Consider the following 20972-nt stretch of genomic DNA (forward strand, 5'->3'; position numbering starts at 1 on the left):
TGGTCAGTCGACCTCCGCGACCGCCTCCGCGAACTGCGCCGCGTACAGGCGGGCGTAGGCGCCGCCCGAGACCAGCAGCTCGTCGTGGGTGCCCTGCTCCACGATCGACCCGTTCTCCATCACCAGGATCACGTCCGCGTCCCGGATCGTGGAGAGCCGGTGCGCGATCACGAAGGACGTCCGGCCCTGGGCCAGCCGGGCCATCGCCTTCTGGATCAGCACCTCGGTCCGGGTGTCGACCGAGCTCGTCGCCTCGTCGAGGACCAGGATCACCGGGTCCGACAGGAACGCCCGGGCGATGGTGATCAGCTGCTTCTCGCCCGCGCTGACCCCCGCGCCGTCGTCGTCCACCACCGTGTCGTACCCCTCCGGCAGGGTCCGGACGAAACGGTCGGCGTGGGCCGCCCGCGCCGCCCGCTCGACCTCCGCCCGGGTCACCTCGCGGGGCGCGCCGTAGGCGATGTTCTCGGCGATCGTCCCGCCGAAGAGCCAGGTGTCCTGGAGGACCATGCCGATCCCGGCGCGCAGCTCCGCCCGGGACACCGACGCGATGTCCGTGCCGTCCAGCGTGATCCGGCCGCCGGTCACCTCGTAGAACCGCATGAGGAGGTTGACCAGCGTCGTCTTGCCGGCCCCCGTCGGGCCGACGATCGCGACCGTCTGCCCCGGCTCCACCGTGAGCGACAGGTCCTCGATGAGCGGCTTGTCGGCCTCGTAGCGGAAGGAGACGTGCTCCAGGGCGACCTTGCCCTTGAAGTCATGCGGCCGCTCCGACAGCGGCGCGTCCGGCTCCTGCTCCTCGGCGTCGAGCAGCTCGAAGATCCGCTCCGCCGAGGCGACGCCCGACTGCACCAGGTTCGCCATCGACGCCACCTGCGTCAGCGGCATCGAGAACTGGCGCGAGTACTGGATGAAGGCCTGCACGTCACCGATGGAGAGCGTGCCGCTCGCCACCCGCAGACCGCCGACCACCGCCACCAGCACGTAGTTGATGTTCGAGACGAAGAACATCACCGGCTGCATCATGCCGCTGGTGAACTGCGCCCTGAACCCGGCCTCGTACAGCGCCTCGTTCTGCTCCCGGAAGCCCTTAGCCGCCTCGTCCTGCCGGCCGAAGACCTTCACCAGGGTGTGCCCGGTGTACATCTCCTCCACGTGCGCGTTGAGCGCGCCCGTGGACTTCCACTGCTGCACGAAGTGCGGCTGCGAGCGCTTGCCGATCCGCGCCGCCACCACCACCGACACCGGTACCGTCACCAGCGCCACCAGCGCGAGCAGCGGCGAGATCCAGAACATCATCGCCAGCACGCCGACGATCGTGAGCAGCGAGTTGATGAGCTGCCCCATCGACTGCTGGAGCGTCTGCCCGACGTTGTCGAGGTCGTTGGTCGCCCGCGACAGCACCTCGCCGCGCTTCGCCCGGTCGAAGTACGACAGCGGCAGCCGCGACAGCTTCGTCTGCACGTCCTCCCGCATCCGGTACACGGTCCGGTTGATCACCTTGATCGACAGCCGGGTGGAGACCAGCATCAGCAGCCCCGCCACCACGTACACTCCGAGCGCGACGAGCAGCACCCCGCCGACCGCGCCGAAGTCGATGCCACGCCCGGGCGTGAAGTCGACCCCGGAGAGCATGTCGGCCATGCCGCCGTCGCCGTCCGCGCGCAGCTTCGCCAGCGCCTCGGCCTTGGTCACGCCCTCGGGCATCCGCCGGCCGACCACGCCCGCGAAGACCAGGTCGGTGGCCATGCCCAGCACCTTCGGCCCGACCACCGCTCCGGCCACCGAGAGCACACCGGCGACCAGCATCACCCACAGCGCGGCGCGCTCCGGCGCGAGCTGCCGCAGCAGCCGCTTCGAGGAGCCCTTGAAGTCCATGGAGCGCTCACCGGGGGTGCCGCCCGCCATCATGCGTCCGCCAGGACCCGCCATCAGGCCGCCTCCGCCTCGGTCAGCTGGGAGAGCACGATCTCCCGGTACGTCTCGTTCCCCGCCATCAGCTCGTGGTGCCGCCCGGTGCCCACGACCCGGCCCTCGTCGAGGACCACGATCCGGTCGGCGTCCCGGATGGTCGACACCCGCTGCGCGACGATCACCACGGTCGCGTCCGCCGTCTCCTCGGAGAGCGCCGCCCTCAGCCGGGCGTCCGTCTCGTAGTCGAGCGCCGAGAACGAGTCGTCGAAGAGGTAGATCTCCGGCCGCTGGACCAGCGTCCGCGCGATCGCGAGCCGCTGCCGCTGGCCGCCGGACACATTGGTGCCGCCCTGCGCCACCGGGGCGTCCAGGCCGTGCTCCAGACTCCGTACGAAGTCGGCCGCCTGCGCCACCTCCAGCGCGTGCCACAGCTCCTCGTCGGTCGCGTCCGGGTTGCCGTACCGCAGGTTCGACGCCACCGTCCCCGAGAACAGGTACGGCTTCTGCGGCACGAGCCCGACCGTCCGCGCCATCAGCGCCTGGTCGAGCCGCCGCACGTCGACGCCGTCGACCAGCACCTCGCCGCCGGTCACGTCGAACAGCCGCGGCACCAGGCCCAGCAGGGTCGACTTGCCGGAGCCGGTCGAGCCGATGATCGCCGTGGTCTCGCCCGGCCGCGCCACCAGCTCCACGTCCTGGAGCACCGACTCCTCGGCGCCCGGGTAGCGGAAGTCGGCCGCCCTGACCTCCAGGTGCCCGCGCCGGTCCAGCGCCGTCACCGGCTCGGCCGGCGGCACCACGCTCGTCGACGTGCCCAGGACCTCCTCGATCCGCTCGGCGCAGACCTCGGCGCGCGGCACCATCATGAACATGAAGGTGGCCATCATGACCGCCATCACGATCTGCATCAGATAGGCGAGGAAGGCGGTCAGCGCGCCGATCTCCATCCCGCCGCTGTCGATGCGGTGGGCGCCGAACCACACCACGGCCACGCTGGACACGTTCACGACGGTCATCACGGTCGGGAACATCAGCGCCATCAGCCGGCCGGTCGCCATCGACACGTCGGTGAGCTCGTGGTTGGCGCCGCGGAAACGCTCCTCCTCGTACCCGTCCTTCACGAACGCGCGGATCACCCGGTTGCCGGTGATCTGCTCGCGCAGCACCCGGTTCACCGTGTCGAGGCGGTCCTGCATGGTCCGGAACAGCGGCCGCATCCGCTTCACGATCAGCGACACCGCGATGCCGAGCACCGGCACCACCGCGAGCAGCACGCCCGAGAGCGGAACGTCCTGGCCGAGGGCCATCACGATGCCGCCGACACACATGATGGGCGCGGAGACCATCAGGGTGAACGCCATCAGCACCAGCATCTGGACCTGCTGGACGTCGTTGGTCGTCCGGGTGATCAGCGACGGCGCGCCGAACTGCCCCAGCTCCCGCGCGGAGAAGGACTGCACCCGGTCGTAGATCGCGCCGCGCACGTCCCGCCCGACGGCGGACGCGGTGCGCGCGCCGTGGTAGACGGCGCCGATGTTGCACAGCACCTGGATCACGGAGACGCCGATCATCAGCGCGCCGAACCGCAGGATGTAGCCGGTGTCCCCGTTGACGACGCCCTTGTCGATGATGTCGGCGTTCAGGGTCGGCAGATAGAGGCTCGCGCAGGTCGCGAGGAACTGGAGCAGGACGAGCAGGGCGATGGGTTTTCGATACGGTCGCAGGTGGGTTCGGAGAAGTCTTATGAGCACGGTTCCCACTATCGCCCGAGGGCGCGAACCGTTACGACTCCGTTCCGGGCCCTCGCCCAAGCCCTGGCCAAGACTTTACGAACCGCTCCGCGACCCCCGCCCCGCGCCCCTCGACCCTCGCCCCGTGCCGTCAGGCGTCGAAGGCGCCCGGGTGGATCTGGTCCCGCGCCGCCGCGAACTGCTGGCGCACCGCCCGGCCCGCCGGCCGCTCCTCGCCCGGCTCCAGGATCTGGGCGGCGGCGCCCTGCCAGGCCGGGGGAGCGGACGGGCCGAGGGTGCCGCGGGCCACGCCCAGCGCCCAGGCGGCCTGGCGGGCGGCGCCCAGCGCCGCGTACTCGGCCGGCTGGGGGACGACGACCTGCGCGCCGAAGAGCGCGGGCGCCAGGGCCTGGACGGCGGGCAGCGAGGCGGCGGCACCGAGCAGGAAGATCCGCCGGACCTCGACCCCGCGGCCGCGCACCACGTCCAGGGCGTCGGCGAGCCCGCACAGCATGCCCTCGAAGGCGGCCCGCGCCAGGTGCTCGGGCTTCATCGACTCGCGGCGCAGCCCCGTGAGGGTGCCGGCGGTGTGCGGCAGGTTCGGGGTGCGCTCGCCCTCCAGGTAGGGGAGGAGCACCAGGCCGGAGGCGCCCGGTGTGGACTTCAGCGCGAGTGCGGAGAGTTCGTCCAGCGACTCCGCGCCCAGCATCTCGGCGGTGCCGCGCAGGGTCCGGACGGCGTTGGTGACCGAGACGACCGGCAGGTGCATGCCGGTGGCGTCGGCGTACGAGGTGACGGCGGCGCCCGGCCGGTCCAGCGCCTCGTGGTGGACGGCCATGACGGAGCCGGAGGCACCGAGCGAGACGACGGCGTCGCCGGCGCCGAGCCCGAGCCCGAAGGCGGCGGCCATGGTCTCGCCGGTGCCGGCGGAGATCAGCAGCCCCTCGGGGGTGGTGCCGGCCGGCTCGGCGGGGCCCAGCACCTCGGGCAGGGCGACGGTGTGCCCGAGCGCCAGCTCGACGAGGTCGGGGCGGTAGGCGCCGGTGCGGGCGGACCAGTAGCCGGTGCCGGAGGCGGCGCCGCGGTCGGTGGTGCGGCGGGCGGGGCGGCCGAGGAGCTGCCAGACCAGCCAGTCGTGCGGCTGGAGGACGGCGGCGATCCGCCGCGCCTGCTCGGGTTCGGCACGGGCCAGCCAGCGCAGCTTCGCGACCGGCAGCCCGGCCTGCGGAACCGTGCCGACGGCCTCGGCCCACGCGTCGCGCCCGCCGAGCGCCTCGACGAGGTCGGCGGCGGCGACCTGGGCCCGCTTGTCGTTGCCGACCAGCGCGGGCCGCACCAGGCCGCCCCGGTCGTCGAGCGGCACGACGCCGTGCGCCTGCGCGGAGACGCCGATGGCCTCCACCCCCTCGAGGAGGCCGCCGGTCGCGGCCTCCCCGAGCGAGAGCAGCCAGGCCTGCGGGTCGACGTCGGTGGCCTTGGCGTCGACCGGGTGCGGGGCATGCCCCTGCCGCAGTACGGCTCCCGTGTCGGTGTCACAGACGACGATGCGCGTGGCGTCCGAAGAACTGTCGAGTCCGGCGACTATCCCCATGACACCCGATTCTGCCGCACGCGGGGCGGTTACGGGTCAGGTGTTGCTGGTGCCGCCCCACTCGTCGTTCTCGGTGACCTGCCCGTTGACGTGAGCGCGTCCGCGCAGGGCGGACACCCGGTCGGTGACGGAGGACGGCAGGCGGTCGCCCACCTTGTCGCCCACCACGTGCGCCGCCTTCCCGGCGTACTGCCGGCCGGTCTGCGCGGCCGACTCGGCGGCGTTCCGCACGGCCGGGTTCCGCGCGAAGTCCTTCGCCGCCTTCTTCATCCGTTCGTACCGCTCGCGTCCCGCCCGCGTACCGATCACGTAACCGAGCGCGAGACCCGCGGCGAACGTCAGCTTGTACCGCACGCTGCGATCCTTCCCTGGAGGGTCCTGGGGATGCCCTGGGGAACCGATTGGCGGAGCACCCCCCTGCTTGCGCTAATGTATGTCTCGCAGCGAGCGACCGCCGCCCGGGAGGCCCCGGGCAGGACCGTTCGATGCACCGCAGCAATCCCCTGTAGCTCAATTGGCAGAGCAGCCGGCTGTTAACCGGCAGGTTACTGGTTCGAGTCCAGTCGGGGGAGCGCGATCCCCTGTAGCTCAATTGGCAGAGCATTCGGCTGTTAACCGGAGGGTTACTGGTTCGAGTCCAGTCGGGGGAGCAGAGCGAAAAAGGACCCTCAGGGGTCCTTTTTCGCGTTCCCGGGAACCATACGTTCCGCTCCGCGGTCTTCATGGTCGAGCAGCACCGTTCGTCCCGATCTTCGGGAGCAGGAGATCGTATGAGCGGCTATGCTGCGGCAGACGGCGCGCACACTTGTACGCGCGTCAACGTCGGGGGCGGTAGCTCAGCCGGTTAGAGCAGCGGACTCATAATCCGTCGGCCGTGGGTTCGAGTCCCACCCGCCCCACCCCGGCCCGTGGCCGCAGGAAGGATTTTCCTGTGACTGCGGGCTTCTTCGTTCCCACGGTGCACTTTCCTGCTCCGGGATCCCGCAGCGACACGCCCGCGTCACCTGGACGGTTCACGCCCTTGGCGCAGCCGTGATCCCGATCCGCGGTTCACGGACGCCCCTCCGGTGGGAGCGGTGGTTGCCTGTCCCCCCCCGGTCGCGGGGCGGGCGAGTGACGGCGGACGGGGGCGGCGCCTCACAGGAGGCGGCGTACGGCTTCCATGATCGCGGTGCGGCATTCCGTCGTGTTCGGTGACGGGGTGGCCGTCGTCGGCGGGTTCGCGGCGTTCGTCGGGCTCCAGGCCGAGGCGAGGGCCAGGACGAGGGGGAGGAGGGTGGCCGGGGTGAAGGCCGGGGTGCCCCCTCGGGCCTGCTGCGCCGCCTCCAGCGAGGCGAGCTTGTCGCCGCGCGCCGACTCGGCGACGGCGGGTTCCCGTTCCGCGGCGGCGCCGCGTTCCAGTCGGTGCCAGGTGGCGAGGCGGAGCACCTCGGGGTGCTCCTGGTAGAAGTCGAACAGGCGCCCGGCGTAGTCCGGCAGGTCGTCCGGCGTGAAGGGCACCCTCTCCAGGCCCCGTCCGACATGCGCGTCGAAGACGGCGTCGAAGAGCCCGTCCTTGTTGCAGAAGTAGACGTAGATGAGGTTCTTGTTCGCCGAGGCGGCCTTGGCGATCCGGTCGACGCGCGCTCCCGCGATCCCGTACGCCGCGAACTCCTCGGTCGCCGCGTGGAGGATGCGCGCCTTCGTGGCCTCGGCTCGGGACATGGGCGTCATGCTACAGGCGGCCCAAGGGCCTCACCGGGGTGCGGGGATCATGGTCGTGGCAGGTCAGGAGCGGGGTGTGCGCGGACTCGTCACCACAGTCCGAGGGCCTCGATCAGCGCCTCCGAGGCGAGCAGCAGGACCGTGCACCACAGGGTGACGCCCGCCATGAGCCAGCCGATCAGCCGCCACCGGGGCAGGCCCAGCGCCGTGCCCAGCAGGGCCGATCCCCAGGTGCCGAAGAGCGCCGGCCCGATGATGCCGAAGCCGATCACGCCGTACCGGTCCACCACGCGCCGGGCCCGCCGACCGGTGGCGCCGTCGAGGCGGTTGCGGCGATTCCCGCGTGGCGGAACGGCGGTGACGGGGCGTCGCTCGGCGCGCCGGGCCGACCATCGCGTACGCAGCCAGTCGGTCGCGAGGACGGCGGACAGCAGGCACCCGGCGGCGCCGAGGAGCACGGCGGTGAGGGCGAGGGGAGGGGCGAGGGAGAGCGAGAGGCCGAAGGGCACGGCCGGGGTGCCCAGGGCGAATCCGGCGAGCACGGCCCAGGCGAACTTCAGCACGTGGCGCTCCTCGTCGTCGGGACGGACGCCGCGACGGTTCGCGGCGGGGGTGATGCAGATGAGGTAACTAACCAGTTAGTCTAGCGTGATGAGCATCCCATACTCCGGGTCGGCGTCCTTACCGGGCAGCCCACTTGAGCGACTGGCGGCCTCCAGGTACGTACTTCTCACGACGTTCCGCCGGGACGGGCGGGCCGTGCCCACTCCGGTGTGGGTGATGAGGGACGGGGACTGCCTGGCCGTGTGGAGCGCGGCCGACGCCGGCAAGGTCAAACGGATCCGCAACGGCGGCCGGGTGACCGTCGCTCCCTGCGACTGGCGGGGGACCCCGAAGGGCGAGGCCGTGCCGGGCGTCGCCGAGCTGCCCGCCGAGCAGGACACCGTCCACTATCTCGACCTGATGAAGCGCAAATACGGTCTCGTCGCGCGGGTCGGTCTGCTGGGCGGCCGGCTGAGGGGGGCCGGGCACCGGACCGTGGGCATCCGGATCAGGCTGGGGGAGTGACCTCGCCGGGTGGCCCGCCGCGTCGCGACCCTCACGCCGTACCACCCGAGGTCCGGGACGATCCCCTCCCTCGGGGACGGCGAGCGGCCCCCGAGGGCCGTGCCGCGCGCCCGCGCCGACGGTGACCGCCTCAGGGGCCGCTCGGTCTCACGGCTCTTGAAGGACTCTCATGCGGGCGGCTCCTCCTGGATCCGGTGGTCGATGAACGCCGCGCCGAGCGCGTCGGTGACCCGCCGGGCCTGGGTCGTGTCGCAGAACTCCGCGGTCCAGTACCCGGCGGTCACGATGCGCGAGGCGACCCTGCCGTTCCGGATCGTCAGCCGCACGGCGTCGTCCCGCTCCCCGGCACTGCCGTACAGCTGGAGGCGGGAGCGGCCGGAGCAGGTCGCCGGGTCCTTCTTCGGGAGCCGGGTCCCGCAGGACACCGTCCTCTCGTCGACCTCCTCGCGCCCGAGGCAGAACCCCTCCTTCTCCATCGCGTCGGCGAGGGCGCCCACCGTGGCGTAGGCGGGCTTCTCCGGGATGTCGGGGAGGGGGTAGGGGGGCGGGAGGACGACGGCGTCCAGGGCTTCGGCGATCCGGACGGGGTAGCGGGCCTCCCGGTTGGGCAGGGCGCGGATGAACCAGTTGCCCGCCGCCACGATCGTGTTGCCGCTGGTCCGCCAGCTGTCGATGGAGTCACCGACCTCGTCGCGGGTGAAGTCGGTGGTGTTCAGCGCCTGGATCTGGTTCTCCACCGTCTTCCCGTCGATCTCCGTGGTGCAGGTCGCGGCACTCGTGCTCGGCCGACGGATCACCTCGCACGGGAGCCCCGCCCGCTCCAGTGCCGCCACTACCTCGTCGGCCGAGTCGTAGACCGGCCCCTTCGGTACGTGGTCCGGCATGGGCGCCAGCGGCTTGCCGCCGCGCGGCTCGAACCCGGCGCACGCGGTGACGGCGAGCAGCAGGATCACCGGGACGAGCACGCGCAGCGTCATCTTCATGTCAGCCGTTTCCTGGCGGGGTCGGAGCGGGGCCGGGGCTGGGCGACTGTAACCGTGCTGCGGCAAGGATGTCCGACAACCCTACAAGGAGCCTCTGGCAAGGCTTTGTTGACGGATAGTCAGAAGCGGGGGAGGGGGTGGCTAGCCGTCGGACGAGGGCTGCCGTGTCGGAGGCCGGGCCCAGGGAACGGGGTTCGCGGTGGAGGGGGTGGAGGGGTTCGGGTCGGGCAGTGGCGCGGGTGGGGCCCGGCGGGCGGCGAGGGTCGGCGCCGGGACCACGTGCGGCGGGGTCGCGGAAGTCGGTCCAGAGCGGGTCGGGGCCCCGGGCCGTGTGTCGCTGGACGGCGTCGTGGCCGGGCAGGCCGGCCGGTCCGGGCGGCAGACGGTGTGCCGATCCTTCCCCTCCCGGAACTGCGGAACGGGCCGGCCCGGGGCACTCGCCCCGGGCCAGCCCGGTGGTGCTTCCTGCGGACCGCTCGCCCGGGTCGGCCCGGAGCGAGCGCTCTGCCGACTGCCCGTCCGAAGTCGCCCGTCCGAAGCCGCCCGTCCGGAGCCGCCCGAAGCCGTCCGGGCGGGCTCCCCGTGGGCTACTCGACGACGAGGTCCACGGTGATGTTGCCGCGGGTGGCCTTGGAGTAGGGGCAGAAGGCGTGGGTCTTCTCCAGCAGGGCGCGGCCGGCCTCGCCCTGGAGGTGGTCGGGGAACTCGGCGCGCATGACGACGGCGAGGCCGAAGCCGCCGTCGGCGGCGTCCTTGCCGATGGAGACCTCCGCCGTGACGGACGCCTCGGAGATGTCGATCTTCTCCTGGCGGGCGACGACGCCCATGGCGCTGGCGAAGCAGGCGGCGTAGCCGGCGGCGAAGAGCTGCTCGGGGTTGGTGCCCTGGCCGTTGCCGCCGAGTGCCTGGGGGTGGGCGAGGGGGAGGTCGATGTGGCCGTCGGAGCTGACGGCGCGGCCCTCGCGCCCGTTGGCGGTGGCGACGGCGGTGTACAGGGCGTCCATGGGTTCTTCCGTTCTGTCCTCGGGAGGGGGTGCCCTCTATTAGTAGCGCACTATTTAGTTGTGCACAACTGAGTGACGCGTCGGGGTCTCGCGTACCCTGGAGTCATGGAGACGCTCGACACGGTCCCGGACGAGGACTTCCTCCGGCTCGACCACCAGATCTGCTTCTCGCTGCACGCGGCGACCCGCGCGTTCAACGGCGTCTACCGCGAGGCGCTGAAGGACCTCGGGCTCACCTACCCGCAGTACCTCGTCATGCTCGTGCTCTGGGAGCACGGCGAGCTGTCCGTGAAAGGCATCGGGGAGCGGCTGCGGCTCGACTCCGGCACCCTGTCGCCGCTGCTCAAGCGGCTGGAGGCGGCCGGATACGTGGAGCGCCGGCGCAGCCCCGAGGACGAGCGCTCCGTCACCGTCCGCGCGACCGCGGCGGGCGTCGCGCTGCGCGAGCGGGCCCTGGGCGTGCCCCGCCGGATCGCCGCCGCCACCGGCCTCGACCTCGCCTCCATCGGCGAGCTGCGGGAACGGCTCTCCGCCCTCGCCGAGCGCCTCGACTCCCTCGACCCCGGCGAGCTACGCCCCTCCTGCGACTGACGCCTCCGCCGCGCTGCGCCCTTCCTGCGGCTGACGCCTCCGGCGATCTGCGCCCCCGCGACCGACGCCTCCGCCGCGCTGCGCCCATCCCGCGACCGACGCCTCCGGCGGTCGAGGTCCCGGTCGCCCGGTCGCCCGGTCGTCACCGAAATGTAAGGGCCGAATCTCGTACAGCTCCTATACTCGGCGCATGTCCGAGATCACCGTCCGCCGCGCCACGGCCGCCGACTCCAAGCGCCTGACCAAGCTCGTCCGCGGCTCCGCCGCCTACCGGGGGCCGTACGCCGTCATGGTGGAGGGGTACCAGGTCGGCGGGGCCTACATCGAGCACCACCCGGTCTACGCCGCCGTCGACGCCGACGACCGCGTCCTCGGCTTCTACGCCCTCCTCCTCGACGAGGCCGAGCTCGACCTCGCCTTCGTCGCCGACACCGCGCAGGGCCTCGGCATCGGACGGACCCTGATGGCCCACATGACCGGCGAGGCCCGCACCGCCGGGCTCGACGCCGTCCGGGTCGTCGCCCACCCGCCCGCCGAGGAGTTCTACCTCCGCACCGGCGCCCGCCGCACCGGCACCGTCGCCCCCACCGGACGCATCCACTGGGAGCGCCCCGAGCTGAGCTACGACCTCACCGGCCCCGCCGCGGCCGCGGCGTGACCGCCGTCGAATCGCCGCGGGACGACAAGCGGCGCGTCTTCGCCGACCTCACCCCGCTGCGCACCTCCGCCGACTACCGCCGCCTCTGGTTCGGGAACACCGTCTCCTGGGTCGGCCAGGGCATGACCGCCCTCGCCATCTCTCTCCAGGTGTACGACATCACCGGCTCGGCCTTCTCCGTCGGCCTCGTCGGCCTCTTCTCCCTCGTGCCGCTGGTCGTCTTCGGCCTGTACGGCGGGGCGATCGCCGACACCGTCGACCGCCGCGCCCTCGGGCTCGCCGGCGCCACCGGCTCCGCCGTCCTCGCCGCCGCGCTCTCCGCCGCCGCCTTCGCCGGCTTCCACCGCGTCTGGTTCCTCTACGCGATCGTCGCCCTCCAGGCCGTCTGCGCCGCCCTCAACTCGCCCGCCCGCAGCGCGATGATCCCCCGGCTGCTCCCGCCCGAGCAGCTGCGCGCCGCCAACGCGCTCAACTCCATGGTCATGACCTTCGGCACGCTCGTCGGCCCCAGCCTCGGCGGCGTGATCGTGGGCGTCGCCGGTTACCAGACCGCCTACCTCATCGACGCCCTCGCCTTCTTCGCGAGCCTCTACGCGATGTGGCGGCTGCCCGCCATGCCGCCGGAGCGCACCGGGGCGGGGGTCACCGCGGGGGGAGGGAAGCCGGGAGCCCGGGAGAGGGCGTCCGTCCTCGACGGGCTGCGCTTCCTCGGCACCCGACCCAACCTGCGCGCGACCTTCGTCTCCGACCTCTTCGCGATGATCCTCGCCCAGCCCAAGGCGCTCTTCCCGGCCGTCGCCGCCCTCTGGTTCGGCGGCGACGCGAAGACCACCGGACTCCTCGTCGCCGCACCGGCGTTCGGCGCTCTCCTCGGCGGGGTGGTCTCCGGCTGGCAGAGCCGGATCCGGCGCCACGGGCAGGCCATCCTCATCGCCGTCGCCGCCTGGGGCCTCGCCATCGCCGCCTTCGGCCTCAGCCGGAACCTCTGGGTCGGCCTCCTCTGCCTCGCCGCCGCCGGATACGCGGACACCTCGTCGATGATCTTCCGGAACACGATGATGCAGGTCGCCGCCCCCGACGAGATGCGCGGCCGGCTCCAGGGCGTCTTCATCGTGGTCGTCGCGGGCGGACCCCGGCTCGGCGACTTCGTCGCCGGCTCCGTCGCCGACCTCGCCTCGCCCACCGTCGCCATCACCGGCGGCGGCCTCCTCTGCGTCCTCGCCGTCGGTGTGTTCGCCCTGTTCGCACGGGGATTCCGCCGGTACGACGCGCTCGACCCGACCCCCTGAGGACCTCACCGACGGCGCCCGCCGCCCTCAAGGCCCCCGCACCCCATCCGGAGCGTCCCGGACGCTCCCGTACCGACCCGTCTTCGCCCGACTGGCGGTTGGCCGCCACGGCGCATAGCCGCCAGTCGCCGCAGGACTCAACTCCCTTCCCAGCGACCAGACTCCTCGCGGATCCGGAATCCCACCCCCGAACCCCCGGGTCCGCGAGGAGTCCCCCCATGACCGCACCGTCGACCAGAGGAAGGGCCGGGCTGATCGCCGCCGGCGTCTCCCTCGTGATGCTCTCGGCCGGGCAGACCGCCGCCGCGCCGGGCGCCACGGCCGCCGCCGTGCCCGACACCTTCCGGGGCCCGGCCGCCTCCGCCACGGTCACCCTCGTCACCGGCGACCGGGTCACCCTCACCGGACTCGACGGCGGCCGGCAGACCGTCACCGTCGACCGGGCGAAGGGCGCCACCGGCGCCGTCCGTACGCAGGTCACCGACGGCCGGATCACCGTCGTCCCCGACGAGGCCCGCCGCCACCTCGACTCCGGCGTCCTCGACCCGCGCCTCTTCGACGTCACCGGCCTCGTCGAGCAGGGCGTCACCGACACGCTCCCGCTGATCGTCACGTACGGCGGGAAGAACGCCCGCGCCGCCCACGGCGCCCCGCGCGGCACCGAGACCGTCCGCGCCCTGCCCAGCGTCGGCGGCGCCGCCGTCAACGCCACCGACCCGGCCGCCTTCTGGCACTCCTTCACCGGGAAGGCCGGCGCGGCGGCCCGGGCGGCCGCCCCCGCCAAGGTCTGGCTCGACGCCCGGGTGACGGCCGCCATGGCCGAGTCCAACGCCCAGATCGGCACCCCGAAGGCGTGGGAGGCCGGGCTCACCGGCAAGGGCGTCAAGGTCGCCGTCCTCGACACCGGCGTCGACGCGAGCCACCCCGACCTCGCCGGCCGGGTCGCCGAGTCGAAGTCCTTCATCGAGGGCCAGGAGGTCGCCGACCGCGACGGCCACGGCACCCACGTCGCCTCCACCGTCGGCGGCAGCGGCGCCGGCTCCGACGGCAGGGAGAAGGGCGTCGCCCCCGGCGCCACCCTCGCCGTCGGCAAGGTCCTCAGCGACGAGGGCTCCGGCACCGAGTCGCAGATCATCGCCGGCATGGAGTGGGCCGCCAAGGACATCGACGCGAAGATCGTCTCGATGAGCCTCGGTTCCCGGGAGGGCAGCGACGGCACCGACCCGATGGCCCAGGCCGTCAACACCCTCTCCGCGGAGACCGGCGCCCTCTTCGTCATCGCCGCAGGCAACTCCGGCGCCCCCGGCACCATCGGCTCGCCCGGCGCCGCCGACTCCGCCCTCACCGTCGGAGCCGTCGACTCCGCGGACGAGGCCGCCTCCTTCACCAGCAAGGGCCCCCGCCACCGCGACCAGGCCCTCAAGCCGGACCTCTCCGCGCCGGGCGTCGGCATCCTCGCGGCCCGCTCCCAGCTCACCGAGGGCACCGGCCTCTACACCTCGATGAACGGCACCTCCATGGCGACCCCGCACGTCGCCGGAGTCGCCGCCCTGCTCGCCGAGCGGCACCCCGACTGGACCGGCGCCCAGCTCAAGGACGCCCTCATGTCGAGCTCCAGGACCCTCGACGCCTCCGCGTACGACCTCGGCGCCGGCCGCGTCGACGTCGCCGCCGCCATCGCCGCGGACATCACCGCCACCGGCTCCGCCGACCTCGGCTTCTTCGCCTGGCCCCACGAGGAGAACAAGCCGGTCACGAGGACCGTCACCTACACCAACTCCTCCGAGGCCCCGGTCGAGTTGGACCTCGCCGTCGAGGGCATGCCGGCCGGCGTCGCCGCCCTCGCCGACACCACGCTCACCGTCCCGGCCCACGGCTCCGCCTCCACCACCGTCACCGGCGACGGCACCACCGCCCCGGTCGGCACCAGCTCCGGCCGGATCACCGCCACCGCCGGCGGCACCCCGGTCGCCCGCACCGCCCTCGGCCTGGTCAAGGAGGAGGAGCGCTACACCCTCACCGTCCACGTCAAGGACCGCGACGGCGCCCCCGCCGCCGCCGGCCTCGGCATCAAGGAACTCACCCCCGGCGAGGACCCCTTCCCGGCCTCCGTCGGCGAGTCCGGAACCGTCGAACTCCGCCTCAAGCCGGGCACCTACACCGTCGACACCTTCCTCGACGTGCGCGGCGCCCAGGGCTCCGACTCCCTCGGCCTCGGCTTCATGGTCGCCCCCGAGGTCGTCCTCGACCGTGACCGCGAGATCACCCTCGACGGCCGGCAGCTGCGCGAGATACGCGCCGAGGTCGACAGGCGCACCGAGACCCGCCAGCTGGTCATGGAGTACGACCGCCAGGCCAACGGCACCGGCTACACCGACATCGTGCAGGTCCCGCTCACCTACGACTCCCTCTTCGCCGCGCCCACCGCGCCCGTGCGGAACGGCACCTTCGAGTACCGGACCGTGTGGCGGCTCGGCAAGCCGATGGCGGAGGCGAGCGTCGACGGCGCCCGTCTCTCCGACCTGCGCCCGCAGGGCGGCAGCGCCCTCCTCGAAGGCCGGCACCGCCTCCGCCTCGCCGACGCGGGCACCGGCACCCCCGCCGAGTACGCGGGGAAGGACGTCACCGGCAGGGCCGTCCTCGTCCGCCTCGCCGAGGGCGCGGACCCGGTCCAGGTCGCCCAGACCGCCCAGGACGCCGGCGCCGCGGCCCTCCTCGTCTCCGACGACACCGCCGGCCGGCTGCTGAAGTGGTTCGGCACCGCCGACCACCAGGACCGCCCGCTCGCCGTCGCCACCGTGAACCGCGCCGACGCCGCCCGGCTCGCCGCGGGAGCCGCCCGCGGCAAGCGCCTCGACCTCACCGGCACCCGCTTCACGCCGTACGTGTACGACCTCTCCGAGGGCCACCCCGGCCGCATCGGCACCGACCTCGTCCTCCGCCCGGGCCACCGCGACCTGGCCACCGTCCGCTCCACCTTCCACGCGCCGACCAAGCGGAAGGAACTGGGCGGCGAGTTCCGCTTCTCGATCACCGACACCTTCAAGGTCGGCGTCGGCTTCAAGGAGTGGATCGCCTTCCCGGCCGAGCGCACCGAGTACGTCTCCACCGGCACCGGCCAGCAGTGGCACGAGTCCGTCGACCTCGGCGAGTCCCTGGAGCAGCGCGGCGGCCGCTCCGTTTACCGCGGCGGCTCCGTCAGCCGCAGCGAGTGGTTCGGCCCCGTCTGGCACCCCTGGCTCGGCACCGGCCTCGGCTGGGGCCAGCAGCGCACCGGGAACGACCTGCGGTTCAACACCCCCGGCTGGGGCGACTCCGGCCGCGACCACACCGGCTTCGGCAACGTGTGGGGCGACGACAGCATGACCCAGTACACCGAGGTGTACGTGAACGGCGTCCGCGTCGACCGCAAGATGAGCTCCGGCGCCTACGCCTGGGACGCCCCGGCGGAGGAGGCCACCTTCAAGGTCGTCACCGACACCACCCTCGACCCGGCCCGCTGGCGGCTCGGCGCCGAGGGCCACACCGAGTGGACGGTCCGCTCCGCCGAGACCCCGTCCGACCGGGTGACCTACCTGCCGATGCTCAACCTCGGCTTCGACCTCGACACCGACCTGTACGGCGACGTCCGGGCCGGCTCCCGGATCCCGGTCGGCATCTTCGCCGAGTACGTCGAGGGCGCCGCCGGCACCGGCACAATCACCGGCGGCAGCCTGGAGGTCTCCTACGACTCCGGCGCCACCTGGCGCGAGGTGCGGCTGCGGAAGTCCGGGAGGGACGCCGCCTGGACCGGCGAGCTCCGCGTCCCGTCCGGGGCCGAGGCCGTCTCCCTGCGGGCCGGCGCGAGCGACGACCAGGGCGGCTCCGTCAGCCAGGAGCTGATCCGCGCGGTCGGCGTGAAGTGACCCGCTGAGCGGGCGGAGGGCCGGACCCCACCAGGGGTCCGGCCCTCAGGGCGTTCCGGGCGCCGCGAGGCCGGCGGGGGCGGTCGCACACGCCTGGCCGTCATCCCCGCGGCAGCCGCTTCTTCAGCACCTTCCCCAGGTCGTTGCGGGGGAGAGAGGGGAGGAGGCGGACCACCCGGGGCCGCTTGTGCGGGGCGAGCAGCCGGGCCACGTGGTCCGCCAGTGCCGCGTCCGCCGGCGGGTCCGCCGGGTCGGACGGCACCACCCAGGCCACGATCCGCTCACCCAGGTCCGGGTCGGGCTCGCCGGTGACGGCGGCCTCCCGCACCCCCGGGTGGTCGAGCAGCGCGTTCTCGATCTCGCCCGCGCCGATCTTGTACCCGCCGCTCTTGATCAGGTCGGTGGCCTTGCGGCCCACGAGGCGGATCGTCCCGTCGGCCTCGCGGACGGCCATGTCGCCGGTGCGGAACCACCCGCCGGCCGCACCCCCGTCGAAGGCCGCCTCCGTCGCGTCCGGGCGGTTCAGATAGCCGGAGAAGAGGTTCGGGCCGCGCACCTGCACCTCGCCGACCGTCTCCCCGTCGGACCCGTCGAGCACCGAACCGTCCTCCTCCACCAGACGCACCTCCACGCCCGGCAGCGGCGTCCCCACCGTGCCGGGGCGCGGCGGGCCGCCGGGCCGCACGCTGGTGTTCATCAGCGTCTCGCTCATCCCGTACCGCTCCACCACCGTCCGCCCCGTCGCCGCCGCGATCCGCTCGTGGTCGCGCACCGGCAGCGCCGCGGACCCCGACACCAGCAGCCGCGCCCCGGACAGCGCCTTCACCAGCGCCGGATCGCCGGGAAGGGCGTCCGCGAGCCGGTGGTACATGGTGGGGACGCCGAACAGCATCGTGCCGCCGGACGCCAGCTCGCGGGCGACCCCCTCGGCGGAGAAGCCGCCCAGGTGCCGGACCTCGCCGCCGCGCCGCAGCGGCCCGAGGACCCCCAGGACCAGGCCGTGGACGTGGAACAGCGGCAGCCCGTGGACGAGCACGTCGTCCGCCGTCCACGCCCATGCCTCCGCGAGCGCGTCGAGCGAGGCGGCGACCGCCCGCCGGGAGAGCAGCACGCCCTTCGGGGGGCCGGTGGTGCCGGAGGTGTAGACGATCAGGGCGGTGGACTCCGGGTCGGCCTCCGCGGGCGGCGGGACCGCCCCGGAGCCCTCGCCGTCGAGCTCCACGTCGACCCGGGGGAGCGCGGCGAGCGCGGCCGGCAGCTCGTCCGCGGGCCCCGCGAGCACCAGCTCCGGCGCGCTGTCGCCGAGGATGTGCGCCAGTTCCCGCTCGCCGGAGCGGGGGTTGAGCGGGACGGCGGGGACGCCGGCGAGCAGTGCCGCCACCACGGCCACCGCCGTCCGGGCGGTCGGCGCGGCCCACACGGCGACCCGCCCGGACCCGGCGATCCCGGCGGCGAGCGCGCCGGCGGCCCGGGCCAGCTCCGCGTAGGAGAGCACGTCCGGGCCGCAGCGCAGGGCGGGTCGGTCGGTCGGGGCCGCGAGGGCCGGGAACAGGGGCGGGGGGAGCGGGGCGTCCACCGGTCGAACTCCTCGGGTCGGGGGCGAGGGTGCTGCCGGGACGATTCTGCCGGGGTGTCAGGGCGAGCCGGCCGTGACCTTCGTCGTCCCGGCCGCCGGCTCGTCGCCGCCCGGCCGGATCCCGCGCATCCGCCCGTACGCGTACACACATCCCGCGAGCGCCAGGTCCGAGAGGAGCATGAAGCCGATCGAGTACGAGTCCTTGGCGCTGTAGATCGCGCCCATGACCAGCGGCGGGACGAAGCCGCCGAGGCCGCCCATCGCGCCGACGATGCCGGTCACCGAGCCCACCTTGGCCTGCGGGGTGACCTGCGAGACCAGGGCGAAGACCGAGCCGCTCGCGGTGCCCAGACCGGCCGCCATGACGAGCAGGGCGATCGTGCCGCCCGGGTTCAGCTTCGGGTCGAAGGCCTGGACGATCGCGAAGAGGGCGACGACGCCGAGCGCCCACGCGGTGACGATCGCCGGATGGACCCGGTCCGAGAGCCAGCCGCCGATCGGCCGGAAGACGACGGTGACCAGCGCGAACCCGGCCGCCTTGGTGCCCGCGTCGGTCGGATCGAGCTCGTACCAGGTCTTCAGGTACGTCGGCAGGTAGACGCCGAAGGCCACGATGCCGCCGAAGCCGATCGCGTACAGCGCCGACAGCTCCCAGGTCACCCGCAGCCGGCCCGCCGAGCCCAGCCGGCTCGCCAGCGAGGCGGTGGGCACCGGGCGGTCGGGGCGGTCGGTGATGAGGACGGCGGCGAGGACGGCGTACACGGCGAGCGCGATCGCCACGACGAGGAAGGGCAGGTTCTCGCCGTGCTTGGCGATCCGGGGGGTGAAGTAGCCGGAGAGCGCCACACCGCCCATGCCCATGCCGAAGACGCCGAGCGCCAGGCCCCGCTTCTCCGGCGGGAACCACGAGTTGACCAGCGGGATGCCGATGGCGAAGGTCGTGCCGCCGAGACCGAGGAGGAACCCGACCACCAGCATCAGACCGTAGGAGTCCTTCACCACGGTGAGCAGCAGCACCGGGACGATCGTCAGCGCGGAGACGAGCGGGAACATCAGCTTCGCGCCGTACCGGTCGGTCAGCGCGCCGGCCGGGATCCGGCCCAGCGAGCCGACGAGCACCGGCACGGCGACGAGGAAGGACTGCTGGAAGGAGCTCAGTCCCAGGCGCTCGCCGTACCAGCTGCCGAGGGGCGCGATCAGGTCCCACGCCCAGAAGGTGAGCGTGAAGCCGATGGTGGCCATCGCCAGATTGCGGTAGGCCGCCGCGGTGGGGGGTTTGGCGTCGGAGTTCACCCCCTCAGTCAAGATCCGGCTCCGCCCTGCGGCGCGCGGGACTGCTCCGTCCGGGGGAGGGAGCAGGGACCGGGGGACGGGGCGGGGCCAGGGTGCGGCTCGGCCCGGGGGAGGGGAGGAGGGTCCCGGACGCGGCTTGGCCCGGGAGAGGGGGACAGGGCCCGGGTGGGGGAGGGAGCAGGGCCCGTCCGGGGGAGGGAGCAGGGCCCGGGTGGGGCTCGGCCTCCCCGGTACCGCTCCGGGTGGGGCCTACGGCCAGGTCACCGTCGCCGGTGGGGTGCCGTCGTCCTCGACGCGCAGCCAGGCGCCCTCGTCGCCGACCCCGACGTCCACCTGGATCCGGCCGATCCCGGACCGCCGGTGGGCCGCCGCGAGCGCCCCGCGCAGCACGCCGAGCAGTTTCCGGGCCTCCGGTTCGTCCACGAGCGTGTCCACCGCTCCGGTGAACCGCACCGACGGCTGGAAGCCGAGCAGCACCCCCGCCCCGCCGGTCTCGCGGAGCACCCGCCCCCGGAAGGTCGTCGGCGCCTCGGCCGGCGGTTGCTGGAGGGCGAAGATCGCCGTCCGCACCTCCTGGATCGTCGAGTCCAGCTCGTCCACCGCCCTCCCCAGCAGCTCGTCCTCCTCGGACGGGCCCTCGGCGCGGCGGCGGGTCGACTCCAGCATCATCTCGGTGGCGAACAGCCGCTGGACGACGAGGTCGTGCAGGTCGCGGGCGATCCGGTCGCGGTCCTCGAAGACCGCGAGCCGCTCCCGGTCGTGCCGCGCGTCCGCGAGGACCAGCGCGAGCGCCGCCTGCGAGGCGAACTGGGAGGCGAGCAGCCGGTCCACCGCAGAGTACGGCTCGGCGTCCCGGTGGCGGGGGAGGGCCAGCGTGCCGATCAGCTTCCCGCCGCTGCGCAGTGGCAGCATCATCGACGGTCCGAAGCGGGAGCGGACCGGAGTGGTCATCCGCGGGTCGGTCGCCGAGTCCTCGATGAAGACCGGCTCCCCGCCGAGGAGTTGGACGAGGACGGCGGAGCCGGGCCGGATCGTGGTGCCGACGAGGTCGGCGGGGTCGTCCGGGGTGGAGGCCGTGACGATCTCCATCCCGCCCTCGGGGGTGGGCTGGAGGATCACGCCCGCGGCGGCGTCGGCGAGGATCCGGGCCTGCTCGGCGACGGTCATCAGGGCGTCCTCGGCGGACTCGCCGGTGAGCAGCGCCGTGGTGACGGCCGCCGCGCCCTCGATCCACCGCTCGCGCCGGCGGGCCGTCTCGTAGAGCCGGGCGTTGCCGATGGCGATGCCGGCCTGGGCGGCGAGGACCCGCAGCAGCGCCAGGTCCTCCGCGGTGAAGCCGCCGGGCTTCCCGCCGAGGTGGAGGTTGCCGAAGACCTGCGTGTGCACGTGGATCGGGACCCCGAGGCCGCTGTCGGGGCCGTCGGGTCCGTTGAGATCGTCGGGGTCGTCAGGGTCGTCAGGGTCGCCGGGACCGGCGAGGGCGTCGGGGCCGGTGAGCCCGCCCGGGCCGATGGGGAGCCGGGCGGCGCGGGCCCGCTCCTCGTCGGTCATCCCGGTGGTGAAGAGGCCGGTGAGCCGGGGGGGGGGGGGGGGGGGCCCCCCCCCCCCCCCCCCCCCCCGCCCCCCCCCCCCCCCCCCCCCCCCCCACCCCCGCGCCCCCCCCCAC

Annotated in this window: 15 protein-coding genes, 3 tRNA genes and 1 pseudogene (1 of these 19 running past the window's edge); 8 read left to right on the forward strand and 11 right to left on the reverse strand. The window is 73.7% G+C overall.

The genetic code is table 11. The features are described from left to right. Window positions 1-3: 3 nt before the first annotated feature. The 4 genes from ACF1BN_RS06210 to ACF1BN_RS06225 all read right to left on the reverse strand — a co-directional run bounded on the left by ACF1BN_RS06210 (window position 4) and on the right by ACF1BN_RS06225 (window position 5589). Window positions 4-1932 carry an ABC transporter ATP-binding protein gene (locus tag ACF1BN_RS06210; protein WP_392330371.1) on the reverse strand — a complete coding sequence of 643 codons (1929 nt, stop codon included), beginning with the start codon at window positions 1930-1932 and terminating at the stop codon, window positions 4-6. Then, window positions 1932-3665, reverse strand: coding sequence for an ABC transporter ATP-binding protein (locus ACF1BN_RS06215; protein WP_392330372.1), 1734 nt, complete (start codon window positions 3663-3665; stop codon window positions 1932-1934). The genes ACF1BN_RS06210 and ACF1BN_RS06215 overlap by 1 nt, the downstream gene beginning before the upstream one ends. Window positions 3666-3795: 130 nt before the next feature. Next, entirely contained in the window at window positions 3796-5235 is a 1440-nt protein-coding gene (locus tag ACF1BN_RS06220; RefSeq protein WP_392330373.1) for an FGGY family carbohydrate kinase, read from the reverse strand. Window positions 5236-5271: 36 nt separating this feature from the next. Then, window positions 5272-5589: a YtxH domain-containing protein gene (locus ACF1BN_RS06225; RefSeq protein ID WP_392330374.1), complete on the reverse strand. Its 318-nt coding sequence runs from the start codon at window positions 5587-5589 to the stop codon at window positions 5272-5274. Between the two features lie 145 nt (window positions 5590-5734). Between ACF1BN_RS06225 and ACF1BN_RS06230 the strand changes: the two genes are divergently transcribed. From ACF1BN_RS06230 to ACF1BN_RS06240, 3 genes are all read left to right on the forward strand, one after another. After that, window positions 5735-5807 (forward strand) — tRNA-Asn (locus tag ACF1BN_RS06230). Window positions 5808-5812: 5 nt separating this feature from the next. Beyond that, a tRNA-Asn gene (locus tag ACF1BN_RS06235) sits at window positions 5813-5885 on the forward strand. A gap of 175 nt (window positions 5886-6060) precedes the next feature. Then, window positions 6061-6134: transfer RNA gene (locus ACF1BN_RS06240), tRNA-Ile, on the forward strand. 238 nt (window positions 6135-6372) lie between these two features. Here the strand turns inward: ACF1BN_RS06240 and ACF1BN_RS06245 are convergent. Both ACF1BN_RS06245 and ACF1BN_RS06250 read right to left on the reverse strand, forming a co-directional pair. Further along, window positions 6373-6939, reverse strand: coding sequence for a TetR family transcriptional regulator (locus ACF1BN_RS06245; protein WP_392330375.1), 567 nt, complete (start codon window positions 6937-6939; stop codon window positions 6373-6375). A gap of 89 nt (window positions 6940-7028) precedes the next feature. Then, window positions 7029-7502: a hypothetical protein gene (locus ACF1BN_RS06250; RefSeq protein ID WP_392330376.1), complete on the reverse strand. Its 474-nt coding sequence runs from the start codon at window positions 7500-7502 to the stop codon at window positions 7029-7031. An 88-nt stretch (window positions 7503-7590) separates the two neighbouring features. Here ACF1BN_RS06250 and ACF1BN_RS06255 point away from each other — a divergent pair, with 88 nt between their 5' ends. Continuing rightward, window positions 7591-8007: a PPOX class F420-dependent oxidoreductase gene (locus tag ACF1BN_RS06255; RefSeq protein ID WP_392330377.1), complete on the forward strand. Its 417-nt coding sequence runs from the start codon at window positions 7591-7593 to the stop codon at window positions 8005-8007. 167 nt (window positions 8008-8174) lie between these two features. Here the strand turns inward: ACF1BN_RS06255 and ACF1BN_RS06260 are convergent, their stop codons facing one another. Continuing rightward, window positions 8175-8990 carry a hypothetical protein gene (locus tag ACF1BN_RS06260; protein ID WP_392330378.1) on the reverse strand — a complete coding sequence of 272 codons (816 nt, stop codon included), beginning with the start codon at window positions 8988-8990 and terminating at the stop codon, window positions 8175-8177. A 587-nt stretch (window positions 8991-9577) separates the two neighbouring features. Beyond that, window positions 9578-9994: an organic hydroperoxide resistance protein gene (locus tag ACF1BN_RS06265; RefSeq protein WP_392330379.1), complete on the reverse strand. Its 417-nt coding sequence runs from the start codon at window positions 9992-9994 to the stop codon at window positions 9578-9580. A 105-nt stretch (window positions 9995-10099) separates the two neighbouring features. Here ACF1BN_RS06265 and ACF1BN_RS06270 point away from each other — a divergent pair, with 105 nt between their 5' ends. The 4 genes from ACF1BN_RS06270 (at window position 10100) to ACF1BN_RS06285 (ending at window position 16437) form a co-directional block, all read left to right on the forward strand. Further along, the gene (locus tag ACF1BN_RS06270) at window positions 10100-10585 is read left to right on the forward strand and encodes a MarR family winged helix-turn-helix transcriptional regulator (RefSeq protein ID WP_392330380.1); all 486 of its coding nucleotides are present in this window, start codon (window positions 10100-10102) and stop codon (window positions 10583-10585) included. A 190-nt stretch (window positions 10586-10775) separates the two neighbouring features. Next, entirely contained in the window at window positions 10776-11243 is a 468-nt protein-coding gene (locus tag ACF1BN_RS06275; protein ID WP_392330381.1) for a GNAT family N-acetyltransferase, read from the forward strand. Then, complete coding sequence (locus ACF1BN_RS06280; RefSeq protein ID WP_392330382.1) at window positions 11240-12532, forward strand: MFS transporter; 1293 nt, start codon at window positions 11240-11242, stop codon at window positions 12530-12532. The genes ACF1BN_RS06275 and ACF1BN_RS06280 overlap by 4 nt, the downstream gene beginning before the upstream one ends. A 218-nt stretch (window positions 12533-12750) precedes the next feature. Further along, window positions 12751-16437, forward strand: a complete 3687-nt coding sequence (locus ACF1BN_RS06285) for a S8 family serine peptidase (RefSeq protein WP_392330383.1) — start codon at window positions 12751-12753, stop codon at window positions 16435-16437. Window positions 16438-16537: 100 nt separating this feature from the next. On the opposite strand, the gene ACF1BN_RS06290 is transcribed toward ACF1BN_RS06285, so the two are convergent. The 3 genes and pseudogenes from ACF1BN_RS06290 to ACF1BN_RS06300 form a co-directional block, all read right to left on the reverse strand. Continuing rightward, window positions 16538-18013, reverse strand: a complete 1476-nt coding sequence (locus tag ACF1BN_RS06290; protein WP_392330384.1) for an acyl-CoA synthetase — start codon at window positions 18011-18013, stop codon at window positions 16538-16540. Window positions 18014-18070: 57 nt separating this feature from the next. Further along, a complete protein-coding gene (locus ACF1BN_RS06295) occupies window positions 18071-19255 on the reverse strand; it encodes an MFS transporter (protein WP_392330498.1) in 1185 nt (394 codons plus the stop codon). A gap of 300 nt (window positions 19256-19555) precedes the next feature. Continuing rightward, window positions 19556-20972, reverse strand: a pseudogene (locus ACF1BN_RS06300) (GAF domain-containing protein); its annotated part runs 207 nt beyond the window's last position; the annotation flags it as partial.

It is taken from the genome of Streptomyces sp. NPDC014861 (assembly GCF_043081625.1).
Classification (GTDB): Bacteria; Actinomycetota; Actinomycetes; order Streptomycetales; family Streptomycetaceae; genus Streptomyces.

Coding starts and splice junctions, on each gene's coding strand:
- ACF1BN_RS06210 (WP_392330371.1), bottom strand. CDS start 1,932: ATGGCGGGTCCTGGCGGACGCATGATGGCGGGCGGCACCCCCGGTGAG.
- ACF1BN_RS06220 (WP_392330373.1), bottom strand. CDS start 5,235: ATGGGGATAGTCGCCGGACTCGACAGTTCTTCGGACGCCACGCGCATC.
- ACF1BN_RS06245 (WP_392330375.1), bottom strand. CDS start 6,939: ATGTCCCGAGCCGAGGCCACGAAGGCGCGCATCCTCCACGCGGCGACC.
- ACF1BN_RS06255 (WP_392330377.1), top strand. CDS start 7,591: ATGAGCATCCCATACTCCGGGTCGGCGTCCTTACCGGGCAGCCCACTT.
- ACF1BN_RS06260 (WP_392330378.1), bottom strand. CDS start 8,990: ATGAAGATGACGCTGCGCGTGCTCGTCCCGGTGATCCTGCTGCTCGCC.
- ACF1BN_RS06265 (WP_392330379.1), bottom strand. CDS start 9,994: ATGGACGCCCTGTACACCGCCGTCGCCACCGCCAACGGGCGCGAGGGC.
- ACF1BN_RS06270 (WP_392330380.1), top strand. CDS start 10,100: ATGGAGACGCTCGACACGGTCCCGGACGAGGACTTCCTCCGGCTCGAC.
- ACF1BN_RS06275 (WP_392330381.1), top strand. CDS start 10,776: ATGTCCGAGATCACCGTCCGCCGCGCCACGGCCGCCGACTCCAAGCGC.
- ACF1BN_RS06285 (WP_392330383.1), top strand. CDS start 12,751: ATGACCGCACCGTCGACCAGAGGAAGGGCCGGGCTGATCGCCGCCGGC.
- ACF1BN_RS06295 (WP_392330498.1), bottom strand. CDS start 19,255: ATGGCCACCATCGGCTTCACGCTCACCTTCTGGGCGTGGGACCTGATC.